19 protein-coding genes are annotated in these 20,840 nt (G+C 74.5%); 12 read left to right on the top strand and 7 right to left on the bottom strand.

Annotated elements, in window-relative coordinates; all coding sequences use genetic code 11:
• Window positions 1–443 precede the first annotated feature (443 nt).
• A complete protein-coding gene (locus tag BLW57_RS33725; protein WP_093481021.1) occupies window positions 444–1,202 on the bottom strand; it encodes a PaaX family transcriptional regulator C-terminal domain-containing protein in 759 nt (252 codons plus the stop codon).
• 71 nt (window positions 1,203–1,273) lie between these two features.
• Here BLW57_RS33725 and BLW57_RS33720 point away from each other — a divergent pair, with 71 nt between their 5' ends.
• Window positions 1,274–2,932 (top strand): DNA alkylation response protein, encoded by a 1,659-nt coding sequence (locus BLW57_RS33720; RefSeq protein ID WP_093479495.1) that lies wholly within the window; start codon window positions 1,274–1,276, stop codon window positions 2,930–2,932.
• 155 nt (window positions 2,933–3,087) lie between these two features.
• Window positions 3,088–5,067, top strand: a complete 1,980-nt coding sequence (locus BLW57_RS33715; RefSeq protein WP_093479494.1) for a PBS lyase — start codon at window positions 3,088–3,090, stop codon at window positions 5,065–5,067.
• 125 nt (window positions 5,068–5,192) lie between these two features.
• Here the strand turns inward: BLW57_RS33715 and BLW57_RS33710 are convergent, their stop codons facing one another.
• A complete protein-coding gene (locus BLW57_RS33710; RefSeq protein WP_176985824.1) occupies window positions 5,193–5,783 on the bottom strand; it encodes an Rv1733c family protein in 591 nt (196 codons plus the stop codon).
• Between the two features lie 280 nt (window positions 5,784–6,063).
• Here BLW57_RS33710 and BLW57_RS33705 point away from each other — a divergent pair, with 280 nt between their 5' ends.
• The 4 genes from BLW57_RS33705 to BLW57_RS33690 all read left to right on the top strand — a co-directional run bounded on the left by BLW57_RS33705 (window position 6,064) and on the right by BLW57_RS33690 (window position 9,982).
• Complete coding sequence (locus BLW57_RS33705) at window positions 6,064–7,152, top strand: WD40/YVTN/BNR-like repeat-containing protein (protein ID WP_176985823.1); 1,089 nt, start codon at window positions 6,064–6,066, stop codon at window positions 7,150–7,152.
• Between the two features lie 84 nt (window positions 7,153–7,236).
• Window positions 7,237–7,914, top strand: a complete 678-nt coding sequence (locus tag BLW57_RS33700; protein ID WP_093479492.1) for a uracil-DNA glycosylase — start codon at window positions 7,237–7,239, stop codon at window positions 7,912–7,914.
• Window positions 7,911–8,885: an N-acetylglucosamine kinase gene (locus tag BLW57_RS33695; RefSeq protein ID WP_093479491.1), complete on the top strand. Its 975-nt coding sequence runs from the start codon at window positions 7,911–7,913 to the stop codon at window positions 8,883–8,885. Before BLW57_RS33700 ends, BLW57_RS33695 begins: the two co-directional genes overlap by 4 nt.
• Before the next feature lie 173 nt (window positions 8,886–9,058).
• Window positions 9,059–9,982 (top strand): sirohydrochlorin chelatase, encoded by a 924-nt coding sequence (locus BLW57_RS33690; protein WP_093479490.1) that lies wholly within the window; start codon window positions 9,059–9,061, stop codon window positions 9,980–9,982.
• 79 nt (window positions 9,983–10,061) lie between these two features.
• Here BLW57_RS33690 and BLW57_RS33685 read toward each other — a convergent pair whose 3' ends face one another.
• Together BLW57_RS33685 and BLW57_RS33680 are read right to left on the bottom strand one after the other, a co-directional pair.
• The gene (locus tag BLW57_RS33685; RefSeq protein ID WP_093479489.1) at window positions 10,062–11,111 is read right to left on the bottom strand and encodes a lactonase family protein; all 1,050 of its coding nucleotides are present in this window, start codon (window positions 11,109–11,111) and stop codon (window positions 10,062–10,064) included.
• 128 nt (window positions 11,112–11,239) lie between these two features.
• Window positions 11,240–12,730: an FUSC family protein gene (locus tag BLW57_RS33680; protein WP_093481019.1), complete on the bottom strand. Its 1,491-nt coding sequence runs from the start codon at window positions 12,728–12,730 to the stop codon at window positions 11,240–11,242.
• A gap of 230 nt (window positions 12,731–12,960) precedes the next feature.
• On the opposite strand from BLW57_RS33680, the gene BLW57_RS33675 reads away from it, so the two are divergent.
• The 3 genes from BLW57_RS33675 to BLW57_RS33665 all read left to right on the top strand — a co-directional run bounded on the left by BLW57_RS33675 (window position 12,961) and on the right by BLW57_RS33665 (window position 15,747).
• Entirely contained in the window at window positions 12,961–13,437 is a 477-nt protein-coding gene (locus BLW57_RS33675; RefSeq protein WP_073894876.1) for an Lrp/AsnC family transcriptional regulator, read from the top strand.
• 20 nt (window positions 13,438–13,457) lie between these two features.
• Window positions 13,458–14,144 (top strand): HAD family hydrolase, encoded by a 687-nt coding sequence (locus BLW57_RS33670; protein ID WP_093481018.1) that lies wholly within the window; start codon window positions 13,458–13,460, stop codon window positions 14,142–14,144.
• 106 nt (window positions 14,145–14,250) lie between these two features.
• Entirely contained in the window at window positions 14,251–15,747 is a 1,497-nt protein-coding gene (locus tag BLW57_RS33665) for an MFS transporter (protein ID WP_093479488.1), read from the top strand.
• Window positions 15,748–15,816: 69 nt separating this feature from the next.
• Here BLW57_RS33665 and BLW57_RS33660 read toward each other — a convergent pair whose 3' ends face one another.
• A complete protein-coding gene (locus BLW57_RS33660; RefSeq protein WP_176985822.1) occupies window positions 15,817–16,623 on the bottom strand; it encodes a LysR family transcriptional regulator substrate-binding protein in 807 nt (268 codons plus the stop codon).
• Between the two features lie 58 nt (window positions 16,624–16,681).
• Between BLW57_RS33660 and BLW57_RS33655 the strand changes: the two genes are divergently transcribed.
• Both BLW57_RS33655 and BLW57_RS33650 read left to right on the top strand, forming a co-directional pair.
• Window positions 16,682–17,077, top strand: coding sequence for a DUF5997 family protein (locus BLW57_RS33655; RefSeq protein ID WP_093479486.1), 396 nt, complete (start codon window positions 16,682–16,684; stop codon window positions 17,075–17,077).
• Window positions 17,078–17,395: 318 nt separating this feature from the next.
• Window positions 17,396–18,187: a helix-turn-helix transcriptional regulator gene (locus tag BLW57_RS33650; protein WP_093479485.1), complete on the top strand. Its 792-nt coding sequence runs from the start codon at window positions 17,396–17,398 to the stop codon at window positions 18,185–18,187.
• Window positions 18,188–18,226: 39 nt separating this feature from the next.
• Here BLW57_RS33650 and BLW57_RS33645 read toward each other — a convergent pair whose 3' ends face one another.
• Entirely contained in the window at window positions 18,227–18,649 is a 423-nt protein-coding gene (locus tag BLW57_RS33645; RefSeq protein ID WP_093479484.1) for a secondary thiamine-phosphate synthase enzyme YjbQ, read from the bottom strand.
• Window positions 18,650–18,772: 123 nt separating this feature from the next.
• Between BLW57_RS33645 and BLW57_RS33640 the strand changes: the two genes are divergently transcribed.
• Window positions 18,773–19,852 (top strand): NAD(P)-binding domain-containing protein, encoded by a 1,080-nt coding sequence (locus BLW57_RS33640; protein ID WP_093479483.1) that lies wholly within the window; start codon window positions 18,773–18,775, stop codon window positions 19,850–19,852.
• Window positions 19,853–19,864: 12 nt separating this feature from the next.
• On the opposite strand, the gene mltG is transcribed toward BLW57_RS33640, so the two are convergent.
• A complete protein-coding gene (gene mltG / locus BLW57_RS33635) occupies window positions 19,865–20,764 on the bottom strand; it encodes an endolytic transglycosylase MltG (protein ID WP_093479482.1) in 900 nt (299 codons plus the stop codon).
• Window positions 20,765–20,840 lie beyond the last annotated feature (76 nt).

Below are 20,840 nucleotides of genomic sequence, written 5' to 3'. Positions count from 1 at the left end.
CCGAGTGCCCACGACCGCCCTGGTCAACCCCGCCTTTCACAGGGGACGCCCCCTCTTCCAGGGAACGCCACGGGGCGCGCCCGCGCCACCCGCCTCAGCCGCGGCACCGCTCCGGTGCGCTGTGCGTCCGGACCCTCGGGCCAACCGGCCACCACCCCGAGGGCGGACCCTCACGGCGACGAGCGCGAGGCCGGTGCCCCACATGAGGCGCAGGACGATGCCGCCGTCCGTGGTGTCGATGTCGGCGAGCGGGCCCGTACGGGCCCGCGACGCCTTCCGGGGGTCGTGCACGACGGGCACCACCGTGCCCACCGGGCCGCGCGAGGAGACGCCCGTCTCCATGAACGTGGCCCGTCGCGACCCCGCGGGGAGAAGGGCGTCGTAGGTGATCGGCGTTCATGCCTCCCCTTCGCCCGGGAGGGTGTGGGCGGGTCGGTGCGCTCTCAGTCCGCGCCCTCGGCGAGGCCCAGGAACGCGGTCAGTTCCCGCCGGTAGCCGGCGTAGCCGGTGCGCAGGGCCTCGCCGGGCCAGTCGGCGGGCAGCAGGGCGGCCGGCAGCACGGGGTCGGTGAGGAGGTGGCGTACGGCCGCCGCGTAGACGGTGAGACGGTCGGCCGGGTGCTCGGCGCCGCTCGCGCGCGTGAGCAGCGCCCGCGCGGTGGCCGTCCACTCCTCCAGCGGCCAGAGCCGGGCCACCAGGTCGCGCGCGGGCTCGTCCGGACGGGCGGTGTAGGTCGCGGCCACCGCCCCCAGGTCGCCCGGCAGGGGGCGGTCGAGATTGGCCGGGCGCAGCCAGACACCCTCGCGGAGCTCGGCCAGCCGCAGTGCGGTCAGCCGGGTGCGCAGCTCGGCTCGCTCGGCGGGGCCGCGGCCCATGGCGGTGATCACCACCATCTCCCAGTCGCCGTCCCACGCGCGCGTACGGGGATGCACGGCGTCGTCCTGGCGGCGTTGGCGGGCCAGCAGACGGTCGCTGAGCCGGTAGACGGCGTCCGTGCGCCGCAGATCGCCGGCGGCCACCATCCGGCTGAGCGCGGCCCGCAGGGTGGAACCGCCGACACCGAAGGGCTCGACCAGCCGGACGAGGTTCTTCACCGGCAGCTCCGGCGGGTGGGCGCCGAGGAGCAGGCTCAGCACGACCGACCGGGCGGACAGCGTGCGCAGGCCGGCCGCGTCCGGCTCGGCCGAGTCGTTCATGCGCATGGGCACGTACTCTACGTGCGACTTCATGTTGCGTCATTGCTACAGCCGCAGGAACAGTGCAACATTCTCGTATGGTCTCGATTCCCGCGCAGTCGCCGCAGTCCGCCACGCACGACGTCACCAACCAGGCTCCGCCGCTCGCCCCCTACGACGCCTCCGACGACCGGGCCCTGCTGGAGGGGCTGCGCCGGGAGGGCGCTGGCTGGGCCGAGGAGGACCTCCGGCGGCTGGGCGCGCGTGCGGGGAGCGCCGAGGCGCAGGAGTGGGGCGAGCTGGCGAACCGTCACGAGCCCGTCCTGCGCACCCACGACCGCTACGGCAACCGGGTCGACGAGGTGGAGTTCCACCCCAGCTGGCACCGCCTGATGCGGACGGCGGTCACCGAGGGCCTGGCCGGCACCCCGTGGGCGGACGAGCGGCCCGGTGCGCACGTGGCCCGTACCGCCGGCGGACTGGTGTGGGGCCACACCGAGGCGGGGCACGGCTGCCCCACGTCGATGACGTACGCGGCGGTGCCCGCTCTGCGCGCACAGCCGGATCTGGCCAAGGTGTACGAACCGCTGCTCACCAGCCGGGAGTACGACCCCGCGCTGCGCGTCCCGACCGAGAAGCCCGGACTGCTCGCCGGGATGGGCATGACCGAGAAGCAGGGCGGCTCGGACGTGCGCACCAACACCACGACGGCCACGCCCACCGGTGAGCCCGGCGTGTACACGCTGCGCGGCCACAAGTGGTTCACGTCGGCGCCGATGTGCGACGTCTTCCTGGTGCTCGCGCAGGCCCCGGGCGGACTGTCCTGCTTCCTGGTGCCGCGGATCCTGCCGGACGGGACCCGCAACACCTTCCGCATCCAGCGGCTGAAGGACAAGCTGGGCAACCGTTCCAACGCGTCCTCCGAGCCGGAGTTCGACCGGACCGTGGCCTGGCTGGTGGGTCCCGAGGGGCGGGGCGTGAAGACCATCATCGAGATGGTCAACTGCACCCGGCTGGACTGCGTGATGTCCTCGGCGACCCTGATGCGCAAGACGTTCGTCGAGGCCGGCCACCACGCCCGCCACCGCAGCGCGTTCGGGGCCCGTCTCGTCGACCAGCCGCTCATGCGCAACGTCCTCGCCGATCTGGCGCTGGAGTCGGAGGCGGCGACGACCCTGACGCTGCGGCTCGCCGGGGCGGCGGACCGCGCGGTGCGCGGGGACGCCGGGGAGCGGGCGTTCCGGCGGATCGCCACCGCCGTGGGCAAGTACTGGGTCACCAAGCGCGGACCGGGGTTCACCGCCGAGGCCCTGGAGTGCCTGGGCGGCAACGGGTACGTGGAGGAGTCCGGCATGCCCCGCCACTACCGGGAGGCGCCGCTGCTGTCGATCTGGGAGGGCTCGGGCAACGTCAACGCGCTCGACGTGCTCCGTGCCCTCGGACGGGAACCGGACAGCGCCGAGGCCCTGTTCGCCGAACTCGCCCTCGCCCGCGGGGCCGACGCCCGGCTGGACGCCGCCGCGGCCGGGCTGAAGGACCGACTGGCCGAGACCGATCAGGTGGGCGCCCGCCGGCTGGTCGAGGGGATGGCCCTCGCGCTGCAGGCGTCGCTGCTGGTCCGGTACGCGCCGCACCCGGTCGCGGACGCCTTCTGCGCCAGCCGGCTGGGCGGCGACTGGGGGCACTCGTTCGGCACGCTGCCGGCGGGGACCGACCTGGACGCGATCCTGGAGCGCGCGCTGCCCGGCCGGAACTGATCCGTCGCCACGGTCCTCCCCCGGCCGGGACGTGCCGCCCCGGCACTGGCCGATGACAGCCGACGGATCGCACACAGTCAGGGTACGGTTCCGGACCGTTGCCGGTGCCGTGGTGCAGACTCGCGATCAGGTGGCACTCGTCTGGGGAGGACAACGTGTTCACGGGGATCGACGAGGTCGACTGGGCCTCGCTGCGACACGCGCACGGAAGCGCGGTGGAGGTGCCCGGCTGGTTACGGGCGCTGGCGTCCGCGGACACCGCCGAGCGGACGGCCGCGCTCGACGGGATGTACGGCGCCGTGCACCACCAGGGGAACGTGTACGACTCGACGCTGGCCTGCGTCCCGTTCCTGTTCGCGCTGACGGCCCGTGAGGAGGTGCCCGACCGGGGCGCGCTGGTGGAACTGCTGGTGAGCATCGGCGCGGACAGCAGAGACGCGGACGCGCGGGCACGGGAGGCGGTGTGCGCCGGCGCCGAGGGCTTCGTCCCCCTCGCCGGGGACCCGGACCCTCCGGTGCGGGCGGCGGCGGCCGGTGCCCTCGTCCACTTCCTGGCGGAACCGGCCCGCGCCCTGCGTCTGCTGGCGAACCGCGTCCGGGCCGAGCGGGACGACCGTGTCCTGCTCGCGCTCACGGAGGCGCTCGGCCTGTTCGTCCGCCGGTACCCCGCGCACGCCGACGCCGCGATGGACCTCCTGGCCGAGCAGAGCGCGCCGCCGTACGGCCCCGGGACCCGGCTCGCCGCGCTCGGACAGCTCGCGCTCGGCGCGCCCGCGCGGCTCCCGTCCGGCCTGGTGCCGACGGCCGTCCGGCTGCTGCGGGAGCGGTCCGCGCACCGGGTGCCGCCCGGCCCGGGCACGGACACCCTGGTGGGCCGGATACGGCGGCTGCGCCCTTCGGACGAGGAGGGGGCCCGCCTGCTGCGCACCCTGCACACCGCGCTGGGCGACCGGGTGGCGGACCGGACGGTCCTGCTTCTCGGGCAGCTGACCAGCCCTGACCCGGTGGACCGGTGCAACGGCGCCTGGATGGCGGCGGCGCTGTTCCGCGGCTGGCGCGGGGACCACACCCGGGCCGTCGAGCTGCTGGGCGGCCAACTCGGCACGGCGCACGACCGGTTACGGGAGGCGGCCCTCACGGTCCTGGGGGAACTGTTCGCCCTGGCCGCGCCCGCCGCCGACGACCTGCACACCCTGGTGAGCACCCGGCCCGATCTGTGGACGCACCGCTGGGAACGCTGTGCCCCCACCCTGGGCGGTCCGCTCAGGGCGCTGGCGCGGACGGGCGACGCACGGGCGGTCCCGCCCCTCGCCCAGCTGCTGGCCGGTCCGGCGGCACCCGCCGACCTGGGTTTCGAGCTCGTGCACCTGGGTCTGGCCGCGGCACCGCTCGCCCCGGCGGTACGGCACCGGCTCGGCCGCGTCCCGCTCGCCTCCGCCTCCACGGCCCGGCTCGCCGCCCCGCTGCTGTCCGCGGTCAGGGCCCTCGAGGACGAGGACGCGCTGCCGGAGGTGCTCCGGCTCCTGTCGGGTGTGCCGGGCGGCCCGGGGGCCCCGGGCGCCGTGGCGGACCAGGCGATCGAGACACTCGAGGCGCTCGGCGCCGCCGCGCGGGCGAGACCTCTCCTGCGCTCTCTGCTGCGCACCCGGCACGCGGCCGCCGCGGCGGGCGCGCTCTGGTCGGCGGAAGGCGACACCTCGGCCGTACTCCCCTCACTCCTGCGCGAGTTGACGGAGGGTGATCCGGTGAACCGCCGTCGCGCCGCCCGGCACCTGGGCCGGCTGGGCCCGGCCGCGCGCCCCGCCCTGCCGGCGCTGCGCCGGGCGGCCACGGCGGGACCGGCGCAGGTACGGACGTCGGCCGCGTGCGCGCTCTGGCGCATCGACGCCGACCCCGGCCCCGTCCTGCCGGTGTTCCGGACCGCCTGGGCGGAGGACCCGCGCACCCGCCTCCCGGTCGCCCGCTGTCTCGGCGCGATGGGCCGGGCGGCCGCGCCGCTGCGGGACCTGGTGGCGGCCGAACTCGCCGCCCCCCGCCGGCACACGGCCCGCGCGGGCGGATACGGCGGACACATCCCCGAGGACGAGGCCCTGCTCAGGGCGTGCGGGAAGGTGCGGTCCGGGGTCGCCACGTAGGGGATGGCACTTCGTCCGGGTCGGGCCCGGACCAGGCCGCGGCGTCCGTGCCGGACGTCGCGGGTCCGGGCTGATGAGAACGAAAGTCCCCCATGGGCCCGGCTGCCCCGGGCCGCAGGTGGGCGTCAGACCATCCGGCCCCACTGGGGCCCGAATCGGGCCCATTCCGTGTCCCAGTCCTCGATCCGCCGGCGCTCCAGGCGGCCACGCAGGGCCAGACCGCCGACGAAGGGCACGGCGGCCGCGCTCACGCCGACCAGGACGCCTATCAGGGCGGCCCGGAAGGCGGCCTCGGAGGCCGTGGTGGGCCGGCCGACGAGATGCCCCCGGGGATCCGTCCAGACGGTGACCCGGGTGCCCGCCCTGCTGCCGGGCTTCACCCGGACCTGGCCGGTGTGGGTGGACCCGTCGGCCGTCGACCAGCGGACCTCGGCCCAGATCCGCTCGCCGGACGAGACGTGGCCGTGCGCGGGGGACGTTCCGGGAACCCGCTCCACGACGTGGGCCACCGCGGGACGCCAGGCGGCGCGCTCCCGGGCGAGTCCGTGCTCCACCGAACGGGCCGCGGCCAGGCCCGCCGCCACCCCGAGCAGCAGGGTCAGCAACCAGGCACCGAGGACCACCCAGGCCTCGACCACGTCGGCCCGGCGTTTCAGCGGGTTGCGCCGCCAGCGCCACAGCCACACCTTCGGACCACGGAACGCCTTCAAAGGCATCCTCCTCACGAGCGCACCGACCGGCCGGACCGCACTCCCATACGCGGAAGACCGCCCCGATGCTCACGACGAGCCGTCACCCCGACGGTCGCACGAGACACGCCCTTCGCGCAGGCACATCAGGGAAAGCGCTGCCCGTATCCCCGCCGCCGGCCGGCGACACAGCTGTGACCTGCGCGTACGGCCGCTCGGGGGAGACTGTCAGTGCCGGGGTGCACACTGGCCGATATCTGACGGACCTGACGGCTACCTGGACGATGGCGTCCCGGAGGTGATCGGCATGACCGAGGTACTGCTGGCGGTGGGCACGCGCAAAGGCCTGTTCATCGGGCGGCGGCGGGGCGGCGGCGCCTGGGAGTTCGACGAGAGCCCGTATTTCAACGCGCAGGCGGTGTACTCGGTCGCGATCGACACCCGGGACTCCCGGCCCCGCCTGCTGGCGGGCGGCGACAGCGCGCACTGGGGCCCGTCGGTGTTCCACTCCGACGACCTGGGCCGCACCTGGACCGAACCGGCGCAGCCCGCGGTGAAGTTCCCCAAGGACACCGGAGCCTCCCTGGAGCGTGTCTGGCAGCTGCATCCGGCCGCCGCCGAGCCCGGCGTGGTGTACGCGGGCACGGAACCGGCCGCGCTGTACCGCTCGGAGGACCGCGGCGAGAGCTTCGAGCTGGTCCGGCCGCTGTGGGAGCACCCGACCCGTTCCCGGTGGGTGCCGGGCGGCGGCGGCGAGGGCCTGCACACGGTCCTCACGGACGCGCGCGACCCGCGTGCGGTGACCGTGGCCGTCTCGACGGCCGGCGTCTTCCGCAGCGGCGACGGCGGGGCCAGCTGGGCACCGTCCAACTCCGGTGTGGCCGCCGTGTTCCTGCCGGACCCGGACCCGGAGTTCGGCCAGTGCGTGCACAAGGTCGCCAGGGACGCGGCCGATCCGGACCGGCTGTACCTGCAGAACCACTGGGGGGTGTACCGCAGCGACGACGCGGGCGCCCACTGGACCGACATCGGCGCGGGGCTGCCGTCGACGTTCGGGTTCGCGGTGGCCGCCCATCCGAGCCGGGGCGGTACGGCGTACGTGTTCCCGATCAACGCCGACGCGGACCGGGTGCCGGCCGAGCACCGGTGCCGGGTCTTCCGCACCACGGACGCGGGCGGGACGTGGCAAGCGCTGTCCAAGGGACTTCCGGAGGAGGACCACTACGGCACGGTGCTGCGGGATGCCCTGTGCACCGACGACGCGGACCCCGCGGGTGTGTACTTCGGCAACCGCAACGGCGAGTTGTTCGCGTCCGCCGACGACGGTGACAGCTGGCAGCAGTTGGCCTCCCATCTGCCGGACGTGCTGTGCGTGCGGGCGGCGGTGGTCGGCTGACCCGGCAGGCGGGCGCGGGGCCGCGCCGTCGTGCTCCGGCCATCGGTTGATCGTCGGCCGGTGCACGGCAGTAGGGTGACGCCCGTGGCACCACGACCCTTGCATGAAATCGTCGAACCGGGCTGGGCGCAGGCCCTGGAACCCGTTGCCGGACAGATCGCCGCGATGGGCGACTTCCTGCGTACGGAGATCGCCGCGGGACGCACCTACCTCCCGGCCGGACCGAACGTGCTGCGGGCCTTCCAGCAGCCCTTCGACGAGGTACGGGTCCTGATCGTCGGTCAGGACCCCTATCCCACGCCGGGGCACGCGGTGGGCCTGTCGTTCTCGGTCGCGCCGGAGGTACGCCCGCTGCCGCCGAGCCTGATCAACATCTTCCAGGAGCTGCACGGCGACCTGGGGCTGCCCCAGCCGTCCAACGGCGACCTGACCCCCTGGACGCAGCAGGGCGTGCTGCTGCTCAACAGGGCGCTGACCACCGCGCCCCGCAGCCCCGCCGCGCACCGGGGCAAGGGCTGGGAGGAGGTCACCGAGCAGGCGATCCGGGCGCTGGCGGCGCGCGGCAAGCCTCTCGTCTCCATCCTGTGGGGCCGTGACGCCCGCAATCTGCGCCCGCTGCTCGGCAGACTGCCCGCGGTGGAGTCCGCGCACCCCTCCCCGATGTCGGCCGACCGCGGCTTCTTCGGCTCGCGCCCGTTCAGCCGGGCCAACGACCTGCTGGTCCAGCAGGGAGGACAGCCGGTGGACTGGCGTCTGCCGTGACCGCCCCCGGCTTCCTCGCCGTGGACTCGGGCGGTTCCGGCCTCCGGGTCGTCGTCGGCGTGCCCGGGCAGGCACCGTCCGTCCCGCGGGCGATCCGCGAACCGGTCCGCACGGGCGCACGGGGCATCGACCCCGTCCATCTGCTGGACCAGCTCGTCCCCCTGGCGCGCGCCCTGGCCGCGGAGGCCGGGGTCGGCGAGCTGGACACCGCGGTCGTCGGCGCCGCCGGGTTCGCCTCCCTGGGCGACGCCCTGCGCGCCGAACTGCCCGGCGCACTCGCCGAGGAACTCGGCGTGCGGCACGTGGCGCTCGCCGCCGACGCGGTCACCGCGTACGTCGGCGCGCTCGGGCCACGTCCGGGCGCGGTGCTCGCCGCGGGCACCGGACTCATCGCGGTCGGCACCGACCTGGCCCGCTGGCGGCGGGCCGACGGCTGGGGGCATCTGCTGGGCGACTGCGGCAGCGGCGCCTGGATCGGGCGGGCCGGACTGGAGGCGGCGCTGCGCGCGTACGACGGCCGGGACGGCGGCTCCGCCCCGCTGCTGGCCTGCGTGGAGGAGCAGTTCGGCCCCGCGCCCTCGCTGCCCGGCCTGCTGTACCCGCGCTCCGACCGGGCCGCCGTGCTGGCGTCCTTCGCACCCCGGGTCGCGGCGTGCGCCCCGCACGACCCGGTCGCCGGGGGCATCCTGCGCGCGGCGGCCCGGCACATGGCCGAGTCCGCGGCGGCCGTCTGCCCCGCCGAAGGAGCGCTCGAAGTGGCGCTCACCGGTGGCCTGTTCAACCTGGGCGAACCCCTCCTCGCCCCGCTGCGCCGGGAACTGGCGGACCGGCTGCCCCACGCCCGGCAGGTGCCCGCGAACGGCGACCCGCTGCACGGTGCGGTACGGATCGCGACCGACCTCGCCGCCGGCCGGCTCTCCCTGCCGGGCGAACCGACGATGCTGCACCTGACCTCCCTGGTCCGCGACTGATTTCTCACATGGGCGACTGATCACGTCGTCGACCCAATTGCCCGACATAAGCCCGACCTATGCCCGGAACAGGCACCAAGGGCCCGTAACTCATCAGACAAAACCGGACGGATACCGCTCACCTGCACCCTCCCCGAACAGGGGAGCCCGTTGAGCCAGTAACATGCGGCGCCATGAGCTCCCCCACTGGACCCGCGTCCGGCCTGCCAGTACGAATGCCGCGACCCCGCCAGCCCGGACGGCACCGCCGTCCGGAACCGCTGGTGGCCCCCGAGGGCGCGCCCGCGCTCGTCCTCGCGGTGCCCGGTGCGCCCAGCGCCGCCACGCGCGGCCTCGCCGAGGAGGTCGTGAGCATCGCCCGCTCCGAGCTGCCCGGCCTGGACGCCCGGATCGGTTTCGTGGACGGGGACGACAGTGAATTCCCCACCCTGCGGTCCGTGCTGGCGCACGCCGCCGAGGAGCGCGCCGCACGCTACGAGCAGGCCGTCGCCGCGGGCCTCGAGGTCAAGCAGCCCGACGGCCCGGTCGCCGTCGTCGTCCCGCTGCTGGCCGGTCCGGACAGCGCCCTGCTGCGCCACATCCGCCAGTCCGTGATGGACAGCCGGGTCGCCGCCGAGCTGACCGACGTCCTCGGCCCGCACCCGCTGCTCGCCGAGGCGCTGCACGTGCGTCTGTCCGAGGCGAGCCTGGCCCGCGCCGACCGCGCCCGGCTGTTCACCGTGGCGACGGCCGCGGACGGCATCGTCCTCGCCTCCGTGGGCGGCGAGGAGGCCGTGCAGGCGGCCGGGATCACCGGCATGCTGCTCGCCGCTCGCCTGGCCGTGCCGGTCATGGCGGCGGCCCTGGACCAGGAGGGCTCCATCGCCTCCGTCGCCGAGCAGCTGCGTTCCTCCGGCTCTCAGCAGCTGGCCCTGGCGCCCTACCTGATCGGCCCGGAGATCGACGCCGGCCTGCTGGCCGCGGCCGCCGAGGAGGCGGGCTGCGCCACCTCCGAGGCGCTCGGCGCGTACCCGGCCATCGGCAAGCTCGCGCTCGCCAAGTACACGACGGCGCTGGGCATCGCCCCGCAGCAGGCGCAGGGCACGCCGGCCCGCTGAACCACCACGGCACCTGTACGACACAGGGCCCGCTCCGATCATCGGAGCGGGCCCTCCGCCTTCCCGGGGCCGGGCCCGGTCAGCCGAGCACGCGGCCGAACACGATGCAGGAGGCCGCGGCGACCTGGACCGAGCCGTCGTACCGGGGCAGACCCGTCGCCTCGTCCAGGGCGAACCAGCTCACGTCGCCGGAGCGCTCGTTGGCCGCGTACAGGAACCCGCCGTGCTCGGCGAGGGCGCGCGGCCAGTGGCCGCCGCAGGGCACCGTGCCGGTCAGCCGCAGCCCGTCGCCCTCGACGGCGAGGACCGACAGGACGTCCTCACCGCGGGTCGCCGTCCACACGAAGCGGCCGTCGGGCGAGACGACGATGCCCGAGGGGTAGGCGTCGCCGACCGGGGAGTCCGGCAGCACCCGGACCTCGGTCAGCGGCTTGAGGGAGCCGCGGGCCGCGTCCCAGCGGCACACCGTGACCGTGGGGGTGAGTTCGTTGACCACGTAGGCGTGCTCGCCGTCCGGGTGGAAGGCGAGGTGGCGGGGGCCGGATCCGGGACGCAGCGCGTACTCGTGGTGCAGCACGGGGGCGCCGTGGTCGAGTGCACAGACCCGCACCGAGTCCGTGCCGAGATCGACACTGACGGCCCACCGACCGCTCGGGTCGGGCTGCACATGGTGGGCGTGAGGTCCGCGCTGGCGCCGGTCGTGCGGTCCGGAGCCGGTGTGCTGGAGGACGCCGGAGGGCTTGGCGGCGAGGGTGCCGTCCGGCCGGAGGGGGACGGCGGAGACGCTGCCGGAGCCGTAGTTGGCGGTCAGCAGGTGCCCGTCGTGCAGGCTCAGGTGGGTGGGCCCGCTGCCGTCCACGGGGACGGGCGGCCCGGCGGGTTCCGGGCGGTCGCCGTGGACGCGGAAGGCCGTGACGGCGCCCTCGGCCGTCTCGCTGACCGCGTAGAGCATGGCTCCGTCCGGCGCCATGGCCAGGTAGGCGGGATCGGGTACGTCCTTCACGGCGGCCACGAGGGTGAGCGCCCCGCCGTCCGGCGCGACGTGCGCGGCCACCAGTCCCGGTCCGCCCGCCGCCGTGAACGAGCCGATGAACGCCCGGTGCCTGCCCGCTCTGCCGTCCTGTGCCACCGCTGTCCCCTCTCGGTCGAGCCGGTCGACCGGGCTGAGCCGGCCTGAGGCCGACGGTAGCAGTCGATCACCGACGGTCTAGACCAAGAGGAGGAGTGGCAGGGCGGTTCTTTGCGGAGACCCGGTGTTCAGGCGCCGACCAGCCGTGAGCCCGACGGCGTCCGCAGCGGCTCGGCCAGGTCGGCGAGGGCGCGTTCGAGGCCGTGCAGATGGGCGAGGGCGGGTTCGGCGGGCGGCTCGGCGGGGTGTCCGTGCGGATGGGCGCCGCCGGCGGTCAGGGCCTCGACGGCCGCCTCCACCCGCCAGCAGGCGGCGGCCAGGCGGGCGTCGTGGGAGGCCTCGGGATCGGCGGCGACCGCCACCAGGCCGCGGATCTCCCGGGCGCAGTCGTCGAGCAGCGCGAGGACCCGGCGGGCGCGCCGCTTGCGGGCCGGCATCGGGTGCAGCGGGTGCACCAGCGGGGCCACGGAGAGCCGGACCCGGCCGAGCAGCTGCTCCAGTTCGGCCACGCGCGACGCGGGGTCGGCCGTGGCGGACCCCGCGAGCCGGGCCGCGGCCTCGGCCGTGCAGGCGTGCACACAGCGCAGGGCGCGCTGGATCCAGACGTCGGTGGTGGCGTGGGTGGTGACCGGCAGGACGAACAGCACGGCCAGCGCGGCGCCGAGCGCGCCCACGCCGGTCTCGGTGAGGCGCAGGGCGAGCAGGCCGGGGCTGAGGACGCCGAGGAGGCCGTACAGCATCTCGGCGAGCAGGGTCACCCAGAGCATCATCCAGGTGTAGGAGACGGCGGCGGTGTAGAAGATGCCGAAGACGGCGACCGCGACGAGCACGGCCGTCGGGACGGGCGCCCCGTGCACGGGGACGGCGACCAGGAAGCCCAGGCAGATGCCGATCACCGTGCCGAGGACCCGCCGGAAGCCCCGCACCAGTGTCTCACCGCGGGAGGCGGTGTTGACGAAGATCCACCAGGTGGCGCCGACGGCCCAGTACCAGCGCTGCCCGGACACCATCTGCCCCACGACCAGGGCGAAGCCCGCGCCCGCGGTCGCCTGGACCGCCTGCCGTGTGGTGACCCGGGCCAGCCCGGTGCCGGCGGGCGGGGCGGGTACGGCGGACGGGGGCAGCCGCCGCTCGTAGCACCAGGCGCCGAAGCGGACGGCCGCGGCGCTGAGCACCGACAGCAGGACGGCGGCGTACAGCTCGGGCAGCTGCTCCGGCGTCGCGTGCAGGAACTGGGCGACGAAGAAGGTCATGAAGGCGAACACGCCGAGGCTGTGCCCGCGCGGCCCCCAGCGGCGCGCGTAGACGCCGGCGCCGACGACGGCCAGGAAGGCGAGGTCCCGGGCCACGGGCAGGCTGTGCAGCTCGGCCGCGGCGGCGAGCACCGGCACCCCGACGGCGGGCAGCAGGGCGGTGGTGACCGCCTGGCCGCGCACGGTCGGATCGGCCACGGTGAACAGGGCGAGCAGCGCGGCGAGGCCGCCGGTGACGGCACCGGCGAGGGAGTGCCCGGAGGCGAGACAGACCACCACCGCCAGTCCGATGCCGAGGACGGCCCGCACGGCGAAGCGCAACCGCGCCCGCCCCGGGTCCGGAGCCACGAACACCCTCTTCAGCACCACTGCCCTCCCCTGGGAACGACTGCACGAAAAAGGCGCCGCGGAGGTCCGCAGCGCCGTCGACGTACCCATGAGAGCATCACGGACGTCACTGGCTCAAGTGAGGCCCGGATCACTGAGCCATTGGCCCTGCTGTGGACGTCGACCACTGTCCGCGGGAATACCAACGGACCAGGTCGCCCGGGGCGTGGGCAGGCCCGTCCGCTGAGCCATTGGTACAGTCGTCCCTCATGGCCGTGGACGAACTCGACACCCGCATCCTGCGGCTGCTCCTGGAGCAGCCGCGCACCAGCGTGCGCGAGTACGCCCGCATCCTCGGTGTCGCCCGGGGCACGCTCCAGGCCCGCCTGGAGCGGATGGAGCGGGACGGTGTGATCACCGGTACGGGCCCGTCCCTCTCCCCCGCCGCCCTCGGGCACCCGGTGCTGGCCTTCGTGCACATCGAGGTCACCCAGGGCCACCTCGACGACGTGGGGGACGCGCTGGCCGCCGTGCCGGAGATCGTCGAGGCCTTCTCGATCACCGGTGGCGGGGATCTGCTCGCCCGGGTGGTCGGCCGGGACAACGCCCATCTGGAGGACGTGATCCAGAAGCTGATCAGTCTCCCGGGCGTGGTGCGCACCCGGACCGAGGTGGCGTTGCGCGAACGCGTCCCTCACCGGCTGCTCCCGCTGGTGGAGTCGGTCGGCCGGGCTGCCCGCGCCTGATCATGGGCATGCTGGTCCGCATGAGCGATCCCGGCGCCCTCTCGGTCGTCTTCGATCTCGACGGCACGCTGGTGGACAGCGAGCCGAACTACTTCGAGGCGAGCCGGCGGACCCTGGCCGAGTACGGTGTCGCCTTCACCTGGACGGAGCACGAGAGCTACGTCGGCATCAGCACCCGGGAGACGGTGGCCGACTGGCGGCGGCGGTACGGGTTGCGCGTCTCGGCGGACGGGCTGCTGGAAGCCCTGGACCGCCGCTACCTGGCGCTGGCCCGCGCCCGTACGCGCGCGTACCCGGAGATGCGGAAGTTCGTGGAGTTGCTGGCGGCCGAGGGGGTGCCGATGGCCGTCGCCTCGGGCTCCTCCCCGGAGGCCATCCAGGCCATCCTGGCCGGCACCGGCCTGGCGGAGTTCCTGCGCACGGCCGTCTCGGCCGACGAGGTCGCCGTGGGAAAGCCCGCACCCGACGTCTTCCTGGAGGCGGCCCGGCGGCTGGGCGCCCGCCCCGCCGACTGCGTGGTACTGGAGGACGCGGCAGCAGGGGCGGCGGCGGCCCACGCGGCCGGGATGCGCTGCATCGCGATCCCCTATGTGGCCGCACAGGCCGACGCGCCGGAGTTCGCCACGGCGGCCCTGCTGCTGCGCGGCGGCCAGGCGGAGTTCACGGCCCGCTCCGCCTACGCGTGGCTGAGGCGGGCGAGGCCCTGACCCGGGCGGATCGGCCGGGAACGCGGACAGCGTTCTCGGACCTGTTCCCCCCGTCGCGCGGGGGCCTCGCCGTGCGGTGAGCGCCCCCGCTGCTTAGCGTGACCACATGACCACAGTCCAGGCCCGGCCCGCCGCCGACGACCGGCGGTGGAAGGCGCTCGCGGTCTGTCTCGCGGCGGGCTTCATCTCGCTGCTCGACACCTCGATCGTGAACGTGGCGCTGCCCTCCATGGAGCGCGGGCTCGGGGCGTCCGAGGCCGCCCAGTCATGGGTCGTCTCCGGCTACGCCCTCACCTTCGGACTCGCCCTGGTCCCGGCCGGCCGGCTGGGCGACATGCATGGTCGGCGGCAGGCCTTCCTGCTCGGGCTCGCCCTGTTCACGGTGGCCTCCGCGGCCTGCGGACTCGCCGCCGGCCCCTCCTGGCTGGTGCTGTTCCGGCTGGTGCAGGGCGCGGCGGCGGGCATGGTCGCGCCGCAGACCTCGGGGCTGATCCAGCAGATGTTCCAGGGCTCGGAGCGGGCGAAGGCGTTCGGGCTGCTCGGCAGTGTCATCGGGGTGTCGACGGCGGTGGGGCCGCTGGCGGGCGGTCTGCTGATCGACGCGGTCGGCACCGACGACGGCTGGCGCTGGGTGTTCATCGTGAACCTGCCGATCGGGGTGGCCGCCTTCATGGCCGGCCTGCGGCTGCTGCCGCGCTTCCCCGCGTCGCCCGGGAAGCGTGAGACGTTCGACCTGTTCGGCGTACTGCTCCTCGGCTGCGGCGTGCTCGCGCTCATGCTCCCGCTGGTGCAGGAGCAGCAGTGGACCGGGCGGGAGAAGTGGACGATGATGCCGGTCGGCGCGCTGCTGTTGGGCGCGTTCTGGGCGTGGGAGAAGCGGCAGGGCCGGCGCGGGCGGGCCCCGCTGGTCGACCTGGCGCTGTTCTCCCTGCGGTCGTTCACGCTCGGCGCGCTGATCAGCCTGACCTACTTCGCCGGCTTCACCACGGTCTTCTTCGTCTACACCCTGTACCTGCAGAACAGCCTCGGATACAGCGCGCTCGCGGCCGGCCTGACCGTCCTGCCCTTCGCCGCCGCGTCGGCGGTCGGGGCCGCCCTCGGAGGCCGGCTGGTGGTGCGCTTCGGCCGCAAACTGGTCGTGCTGGGGCTGAGCGGGGTGGCACTGGGGCTGCTCGGAGTCGTGGCCGCGGTGCGACTGGTGCCCGGCGACGGCGTGGGATGGGCGTCGGCGCTGCCGATGCTGATCGGCGGCATCGGCTCCGGGCTGACCGTCTCCCCGAACACGACCCTGACCCTCACCCGTGTTCCCGTGCACCGTGCCGGTGCGGCGGGCGGCGTCCTCCAGACGGGCCAGCGCGTCGGTTCCGCGGCCGGTATCGCCGTGGTGGGCGCGGTGTACTTCGCGCAGATGGCCAATCACGGCAGCCCGGACAGGGCGATCCAGCTCGGTCTGCTCACCGCCGTGGGACTCATCGTGATCGCACTCGCACTGGCCGTCGCCGATCTGCGGGAACGGGAGGTGCACCCCGAACCGGAGAGGGCGGCCGAGCCGGCCCGATCCGAAGAGGGCGGGACCGAGGAGAGGGTCGCACGCGGCTCGTGAGCGCCGGGCCCTGCCGGGAGACCGGCGGACCCGCTGAGAGGCCAGGGCCCTGCCGGGAGACCGGGGACCTCACGACCTGCGGCGCGGCTTCCCTCGTTTGGCCGGTTTCCCGCTCCCCGTCCCCGAGCGGCCGCGCACGGTGCGGCCCGCCGACTTGGCGCCCGCGCTCTTCCCGCCGGCGGACTTCGCGGAGCCCGGCTTCTTCTGCCGGGCGCCCGCCGGCTCCTGCCCCTTGCGCTGCTGCCCGGCCTCGGTCTTCGCCGCCCCACGGCCCCTCGTGCTGTTGACCGTGCGGCCGCGGACGATGCCGATGAACTCCTCCACCAGATCGGTGGTGGCCTCCTCCGGCCAGGACAGGGCGACACTCGACCGAGGGCCGTCGACCACCGGACGGTAGGTGAGGTCACGGCGGTGGTGCAGGCGGGCGAGCGACTGCGGGACGACCAGGAGGCCGATGTTCGCCGCCACCAGTTCGATCGCGTCCGCCGTGGTCGCGGGCCGCTCGAAGGCCGGCTCACCGGGCGGACCGTCCCAGTCGAAGACGTCGTCGAGGGGGTGGAGGAGCACCTCTTCGGCGAGGTCGTCGAGGCTGACCTCCTCCACCGCGGTGATCAAGTGGTCCTTGGGGACGACCACCACCGTGGTCTCGGTGTAGAGGGGGATCGCGCTGAAGAAAGTACGGTCCACGGGGAGCCGTACGAGCCCCGCGTCCGCCTCCTGGGAGCGCAGCAGCTCGTGCGCCTCGGCGACGGGTGCCTGGACGAGGGTGAGCGGGACGCCGGGCAGGCGCTCGTTCCAGACCTTCACCCATTTGGCGGGCGTCACTCCGGGAACGTACGCGAGCCGGAACGACGGTGATTCCTCCGAGCCTGTCACCAGGCCAGGTTACCGGCCGTGGTCGGGCGGCCCGCACTCGGCCGATACCCTTGACCCCATGAGTTCGCAGCAGAGCACCCAGACGATGAAGCCCGCGACCGCGGCGAAGAAGCTGGGTGTGTACCTCCCCGCCACCCCCGCCGCCTTCCAGGAGGGTGTGGTCTCGCGCGCCGAGCTGAACGAGCTCCAGGCCGACCCGCCCGAGTGGCTGCGCGAGCTGCGAGCCAACGGCCCCCACCCACGCCCCGTGGTCGCCGCCAAGCTGGGCGTGTCCATCGCCGGTCTCGCGCGCGGCGGCGTCACCGAGGCGCTGACCACCGAGCAGATCGAGGCGCTCAAGCAGGAACGCCCGGAGTGGCTGGAGAAGGAGCGCGCCACCCAGGCGGAGGTTCGCAAGGAGGCGGCGCGCATCAAGGCGAGGGACGCGGAGCGTGCCGAGGACCAGCGTCACTGACCTCGCCGCACCGACCGTCCCGTCGGAGCCTTCACTTCGCACGCCCCCGTCGCCGACCGCACGGCGACGGGGGCGTCGACGTTCGACGGGTAGGGCGTTCGGCGGGTAGGAGGAAGGACAGGCGGCGCCGAGTGGGCCGTCCCGGACGTGGCAGGGGACGGGCCGCCGTTCCCCCGTGTCGGCGGCCCGTCGGACGAGCGTCCGGGCAGGCCGGCGTCGCCGCGTCGAAGTCTGCACCCCGTCAGGGCGGCGGCGGTATGCGTACAACTGCGTACGCTGCCGGCGAGGACCCGGACCCGAGACGACCGGAGAGGACACGTGGGGCTGGAGAAGGCCTACGAGCGGCTGACGGCCGTCGCCGTCGCGGCGCTGCACGAACGCGACCCCGCGCGTCTGTGGCCGATGCTCGCCGGCGCCCTGGCCGGCCTGTGCGGTGGTGAGGCGGTCATCCACAAGCTGGACGACTGGAGCGAGGGACGGGGCAGGATCGGCACCGCACCCGATGCCGCCGCCGTCGAACTGGACCGGCTGGACGAGTCGGACGTGCGGCTTCTTCGCGCGGGCTTCCCCTTCGCCCGGCACTACGCGGCCGGGACCGGACGGGTGCCGGTCTCCGCGCTTCGGGCCGCCGGCGCCGGCTGGCCGGGCAGCCCGACGGCGCGCCTGCTCGGCGACGTCCTGGACGTGGACCATGTGCTGGGCGTGCCGCTGCCGGACAGCACGACTCCCGTCACCGGCTGCCTCGTGTACCGCTCCGGTGCGGATTTCAGCGACGACCACCTCGTCATGGCCGAGCGCGCGCAGCCGCTGCTGGCCGCGGTGGAGCGGCAGCGGCTCCTGCTGGAGGAGTGGCGGCGGGCGGTCGGACCGCGGGGCGCGCCGGACGAGCGGGCGGCGCAGAGCACGCTGACGCCGCGCGAGACCACGGTCCTGGTCCTGCTCGCCGGCACGCTCACCGCGGACGCCATCGGCCGCCGCCTCGGCATCTCGGCCCGCACCGTGCACAAGCACGTCGAGAACATCTACCGCAAGCTGGGCACCCGCGACCGGCTGGGCACGGTGCTCCGCGCCCAGCGTCTCGGCCTGCTCCGCTCCCCCGGCCCGCTCTGAACCCGAACCGGTCCCGGACGGGCCGGGTGTGGGGGGCCGTCAGCCCAGGAAGCTCAGCCGTACCCGGCGTTCCGGGTTGTCCTTGTTGGTGTCCACCAGGCACACCGACTGCCAGGTGCCGAGCTCCAGGCGTCCGCCGATCACCGGGAGGGTGGCGTGGGGCGGGACGAAGGCCGGCAGGACGTGGTCGCGGCCGTGGCCGGGGCTGCCGTGCCGGTGCTGCCAGCGGTCGTCGGCCGGGAGCAGGGTGTGCAGCGCCGCGAGGAGGTCGTCGTCGCTGCCGGCGCCCGTCTCGATGACGGCGATACCGGCGGTGGCGTGCGGGACGAAGATGTTGAGCAGGCCGTCGCGGCCTGCCGCCGCCTCCCGCAGGAACTCCTCGCAGTCTGCGGTGAGATCGACGACGCGTTCCCGGGTGCCGGTGGAGACGTTCAGCGTTCGGGTGGTGAAGGCATCGGACATGCCACCATCCTGGCCCATGCGCCGGTTTTCACACCCCGCGGCACGTTCGATTCCCAGCGGCTCGCTACGAGCGGGGGCACGCCCGGCGGGAAGATCCGCGCTCGGCTCCCTGTTGCAGGGAGCGTGAACGCGACACGCGAGGTCGAGGTAGTCGTCATCGGCGCCGGTCAGGCCGGCCTGGCCGCCGCCTACCACCTGCGGCGCACCGGGTTCGAGCCCGACCGCGACTTCGTGGTGCTGGACCACTCCCCCGGTCCGGGCGGTGCCTGGCAGTTCCGGTGGCCGTCACTGACGTACGGCAAGGTGCACGGCATGCACGCGCTGCCCGGCATGGAACTGACGGACGCCGACCCGGCACGGCCCTCCGCCGAGGTCATCCGTGAGTACTTCGACCGGTACGAGCGCACCTTCGGCCTGCGGGTACGGCGGCCGGTGGACGTGCGGGCGGTGCGCGGGGGAGACGGCGGCAGGCTGCTCGTGGAGACCTCGGAGGGCGTCTGGTCGACGCGGGCGCTGATCAACGCGACGGGCACCTGGGACCGGCCGTTCTGGCCGCGCTACCCGGGTCAGGAGACGTTCCGCGGAAGGCAGTTGCACACCGCGCAGTACGCCGGTCCCGAGGAGTTCGCCGGGCTGCGGGTCGTGGTGGTGGGCGGTGGCGCCTCCGGCACCCAGCACCTGCTGGAGCTGGCCCCGTACGCGGCCGCGACGACCTGGGTGACCCGGCGGCCGCCGGTGTTCCGCGAGGGCCCGTTCGACCAGGAGGCGGGGCGCGCGGCGGTCGCGCTGGTGGAGGAGCGGGTGCGGCGGGGCCTGCCGCCGCGGAGTGTGGTCTCCGTCACCGGGCTGCCCCTCAACGACGCCGTCCGGCAGGGCCTCGCGAACGGCGTCCTGGACCGCCGGCCCATGTTCGACCGGATCACCCCGGACGGGGTGGAGTGGGACGACGGCCGGCGCGTGGACGCCGATGTCATCCTGTGGGCCACCGGATTCCGGGCCGCGTTGGAGCACCTCGTTCCGCTGCGGCTGCGCCAGCCGGGCGGCGGTATCCGTGTGGAGGGGACCCGCGCGGTGGCCGATCCGCGGATTCACCTGGTGGGTTACGGCCCCTCGGCGAGCACGATCGGCGCGAACCGGGCCGGGCGCGCGGCCGTACGGGACATCAGGCGGCTGCTGGCCGAGGAGGAGCCGGTCGCCGCGTGACGTCCCACCGGCTCAGCGGAGCGGCGGCTGGGAGGAGGTTGGGGACGGCAACGGGCTCCGGCTCGGCGTCGGCGCGGGCCCGGCGCTCTGGTGGAGCGCGTTGAACTCGGCCACGTTGCGCAGGTGTGTGGCGTAGTCGGCGGTGAAGCGGGTGTCCCCCGGCTTGACGGTGACGAAGTACAGCCAGTCGCCCGGCGGCGGGTTGTACGCGGCACGCATGGCTTCCTCGCCGGGGTTGTCGATCGGCGTCGGCGGCAGGCCCATGCGCTGGTAGGAGTTGTACGGGCTCTCGACGCGGGTGTCGTCCTCGGTCGTGTGCACGGTGATGCGGTTCATCGCGTAGTTGATGGTGGAGTCCATCTGCAACGGCATGCCCTGGTTCAGCCGGTTGAAGATGACCCGTGCGACCTTCCCCATGTCCGCCTTCGTGGCGGCCTCGGCCTGGATGATGCTGGCGATGGTGACGGCCTGGTAGAGGTTGATCGAGGTGCGCTGCGCCCCGGCGGCCACCGGCGCCGCCTCGAACCGCTTGCCGGCGGTGTCGACCATGGACCGCAGCAGGGACTCGGGGGTCGTCCCCTTCGGCAGCGGATAGGTCGCCGGGAAAAGATAGCCCTCCGGGTTGCCCCCGGCTTCGCCCGGCAGGGGGAGGCGGGCCTTGCCGATGGACTTGCTGGTACTGCCCGCGGGCAGTTTCAGGGCTTTGTCGACGGCCTCGTACACCTGGCTCGCGCGCCAGCCTTCCGGGACGACCAGGGTGGGGGGCTTCGCCACCACCTTGTGACCGCCCTTCGCCGTCAGCAGCGGCACCGCCACGGCGGTGCCGGCGACGACGGCGCCGGCCACGACGAGAGCGAATCTGCCCCGGCGTGTCAGTCGGATCCTGCCCCGTGGCGAAGTGTTCATCAGCATGCGGGCACGGTAGTACGCATATCGTCACAAACCCGGCATATGTTCAGTTTGTCGACCGCTGCGTCAGCTTGACGGT

It is taken from the genome of Streptomyces sp. 1222.5 (assembly GCF_900105245.1).
Taxonomy (GTDB): domain Bacteria; phylum Actinomycetota; class Actinomycetes; order Streptomycetales; family Streptomycetaceae; genus Streptomyces; species Streptomyces albidocamelliae.
Note: the sequence above shows the minus strand (reverse complement) of the source record. Positions and strands in the feature narration are given on the sequence as shown.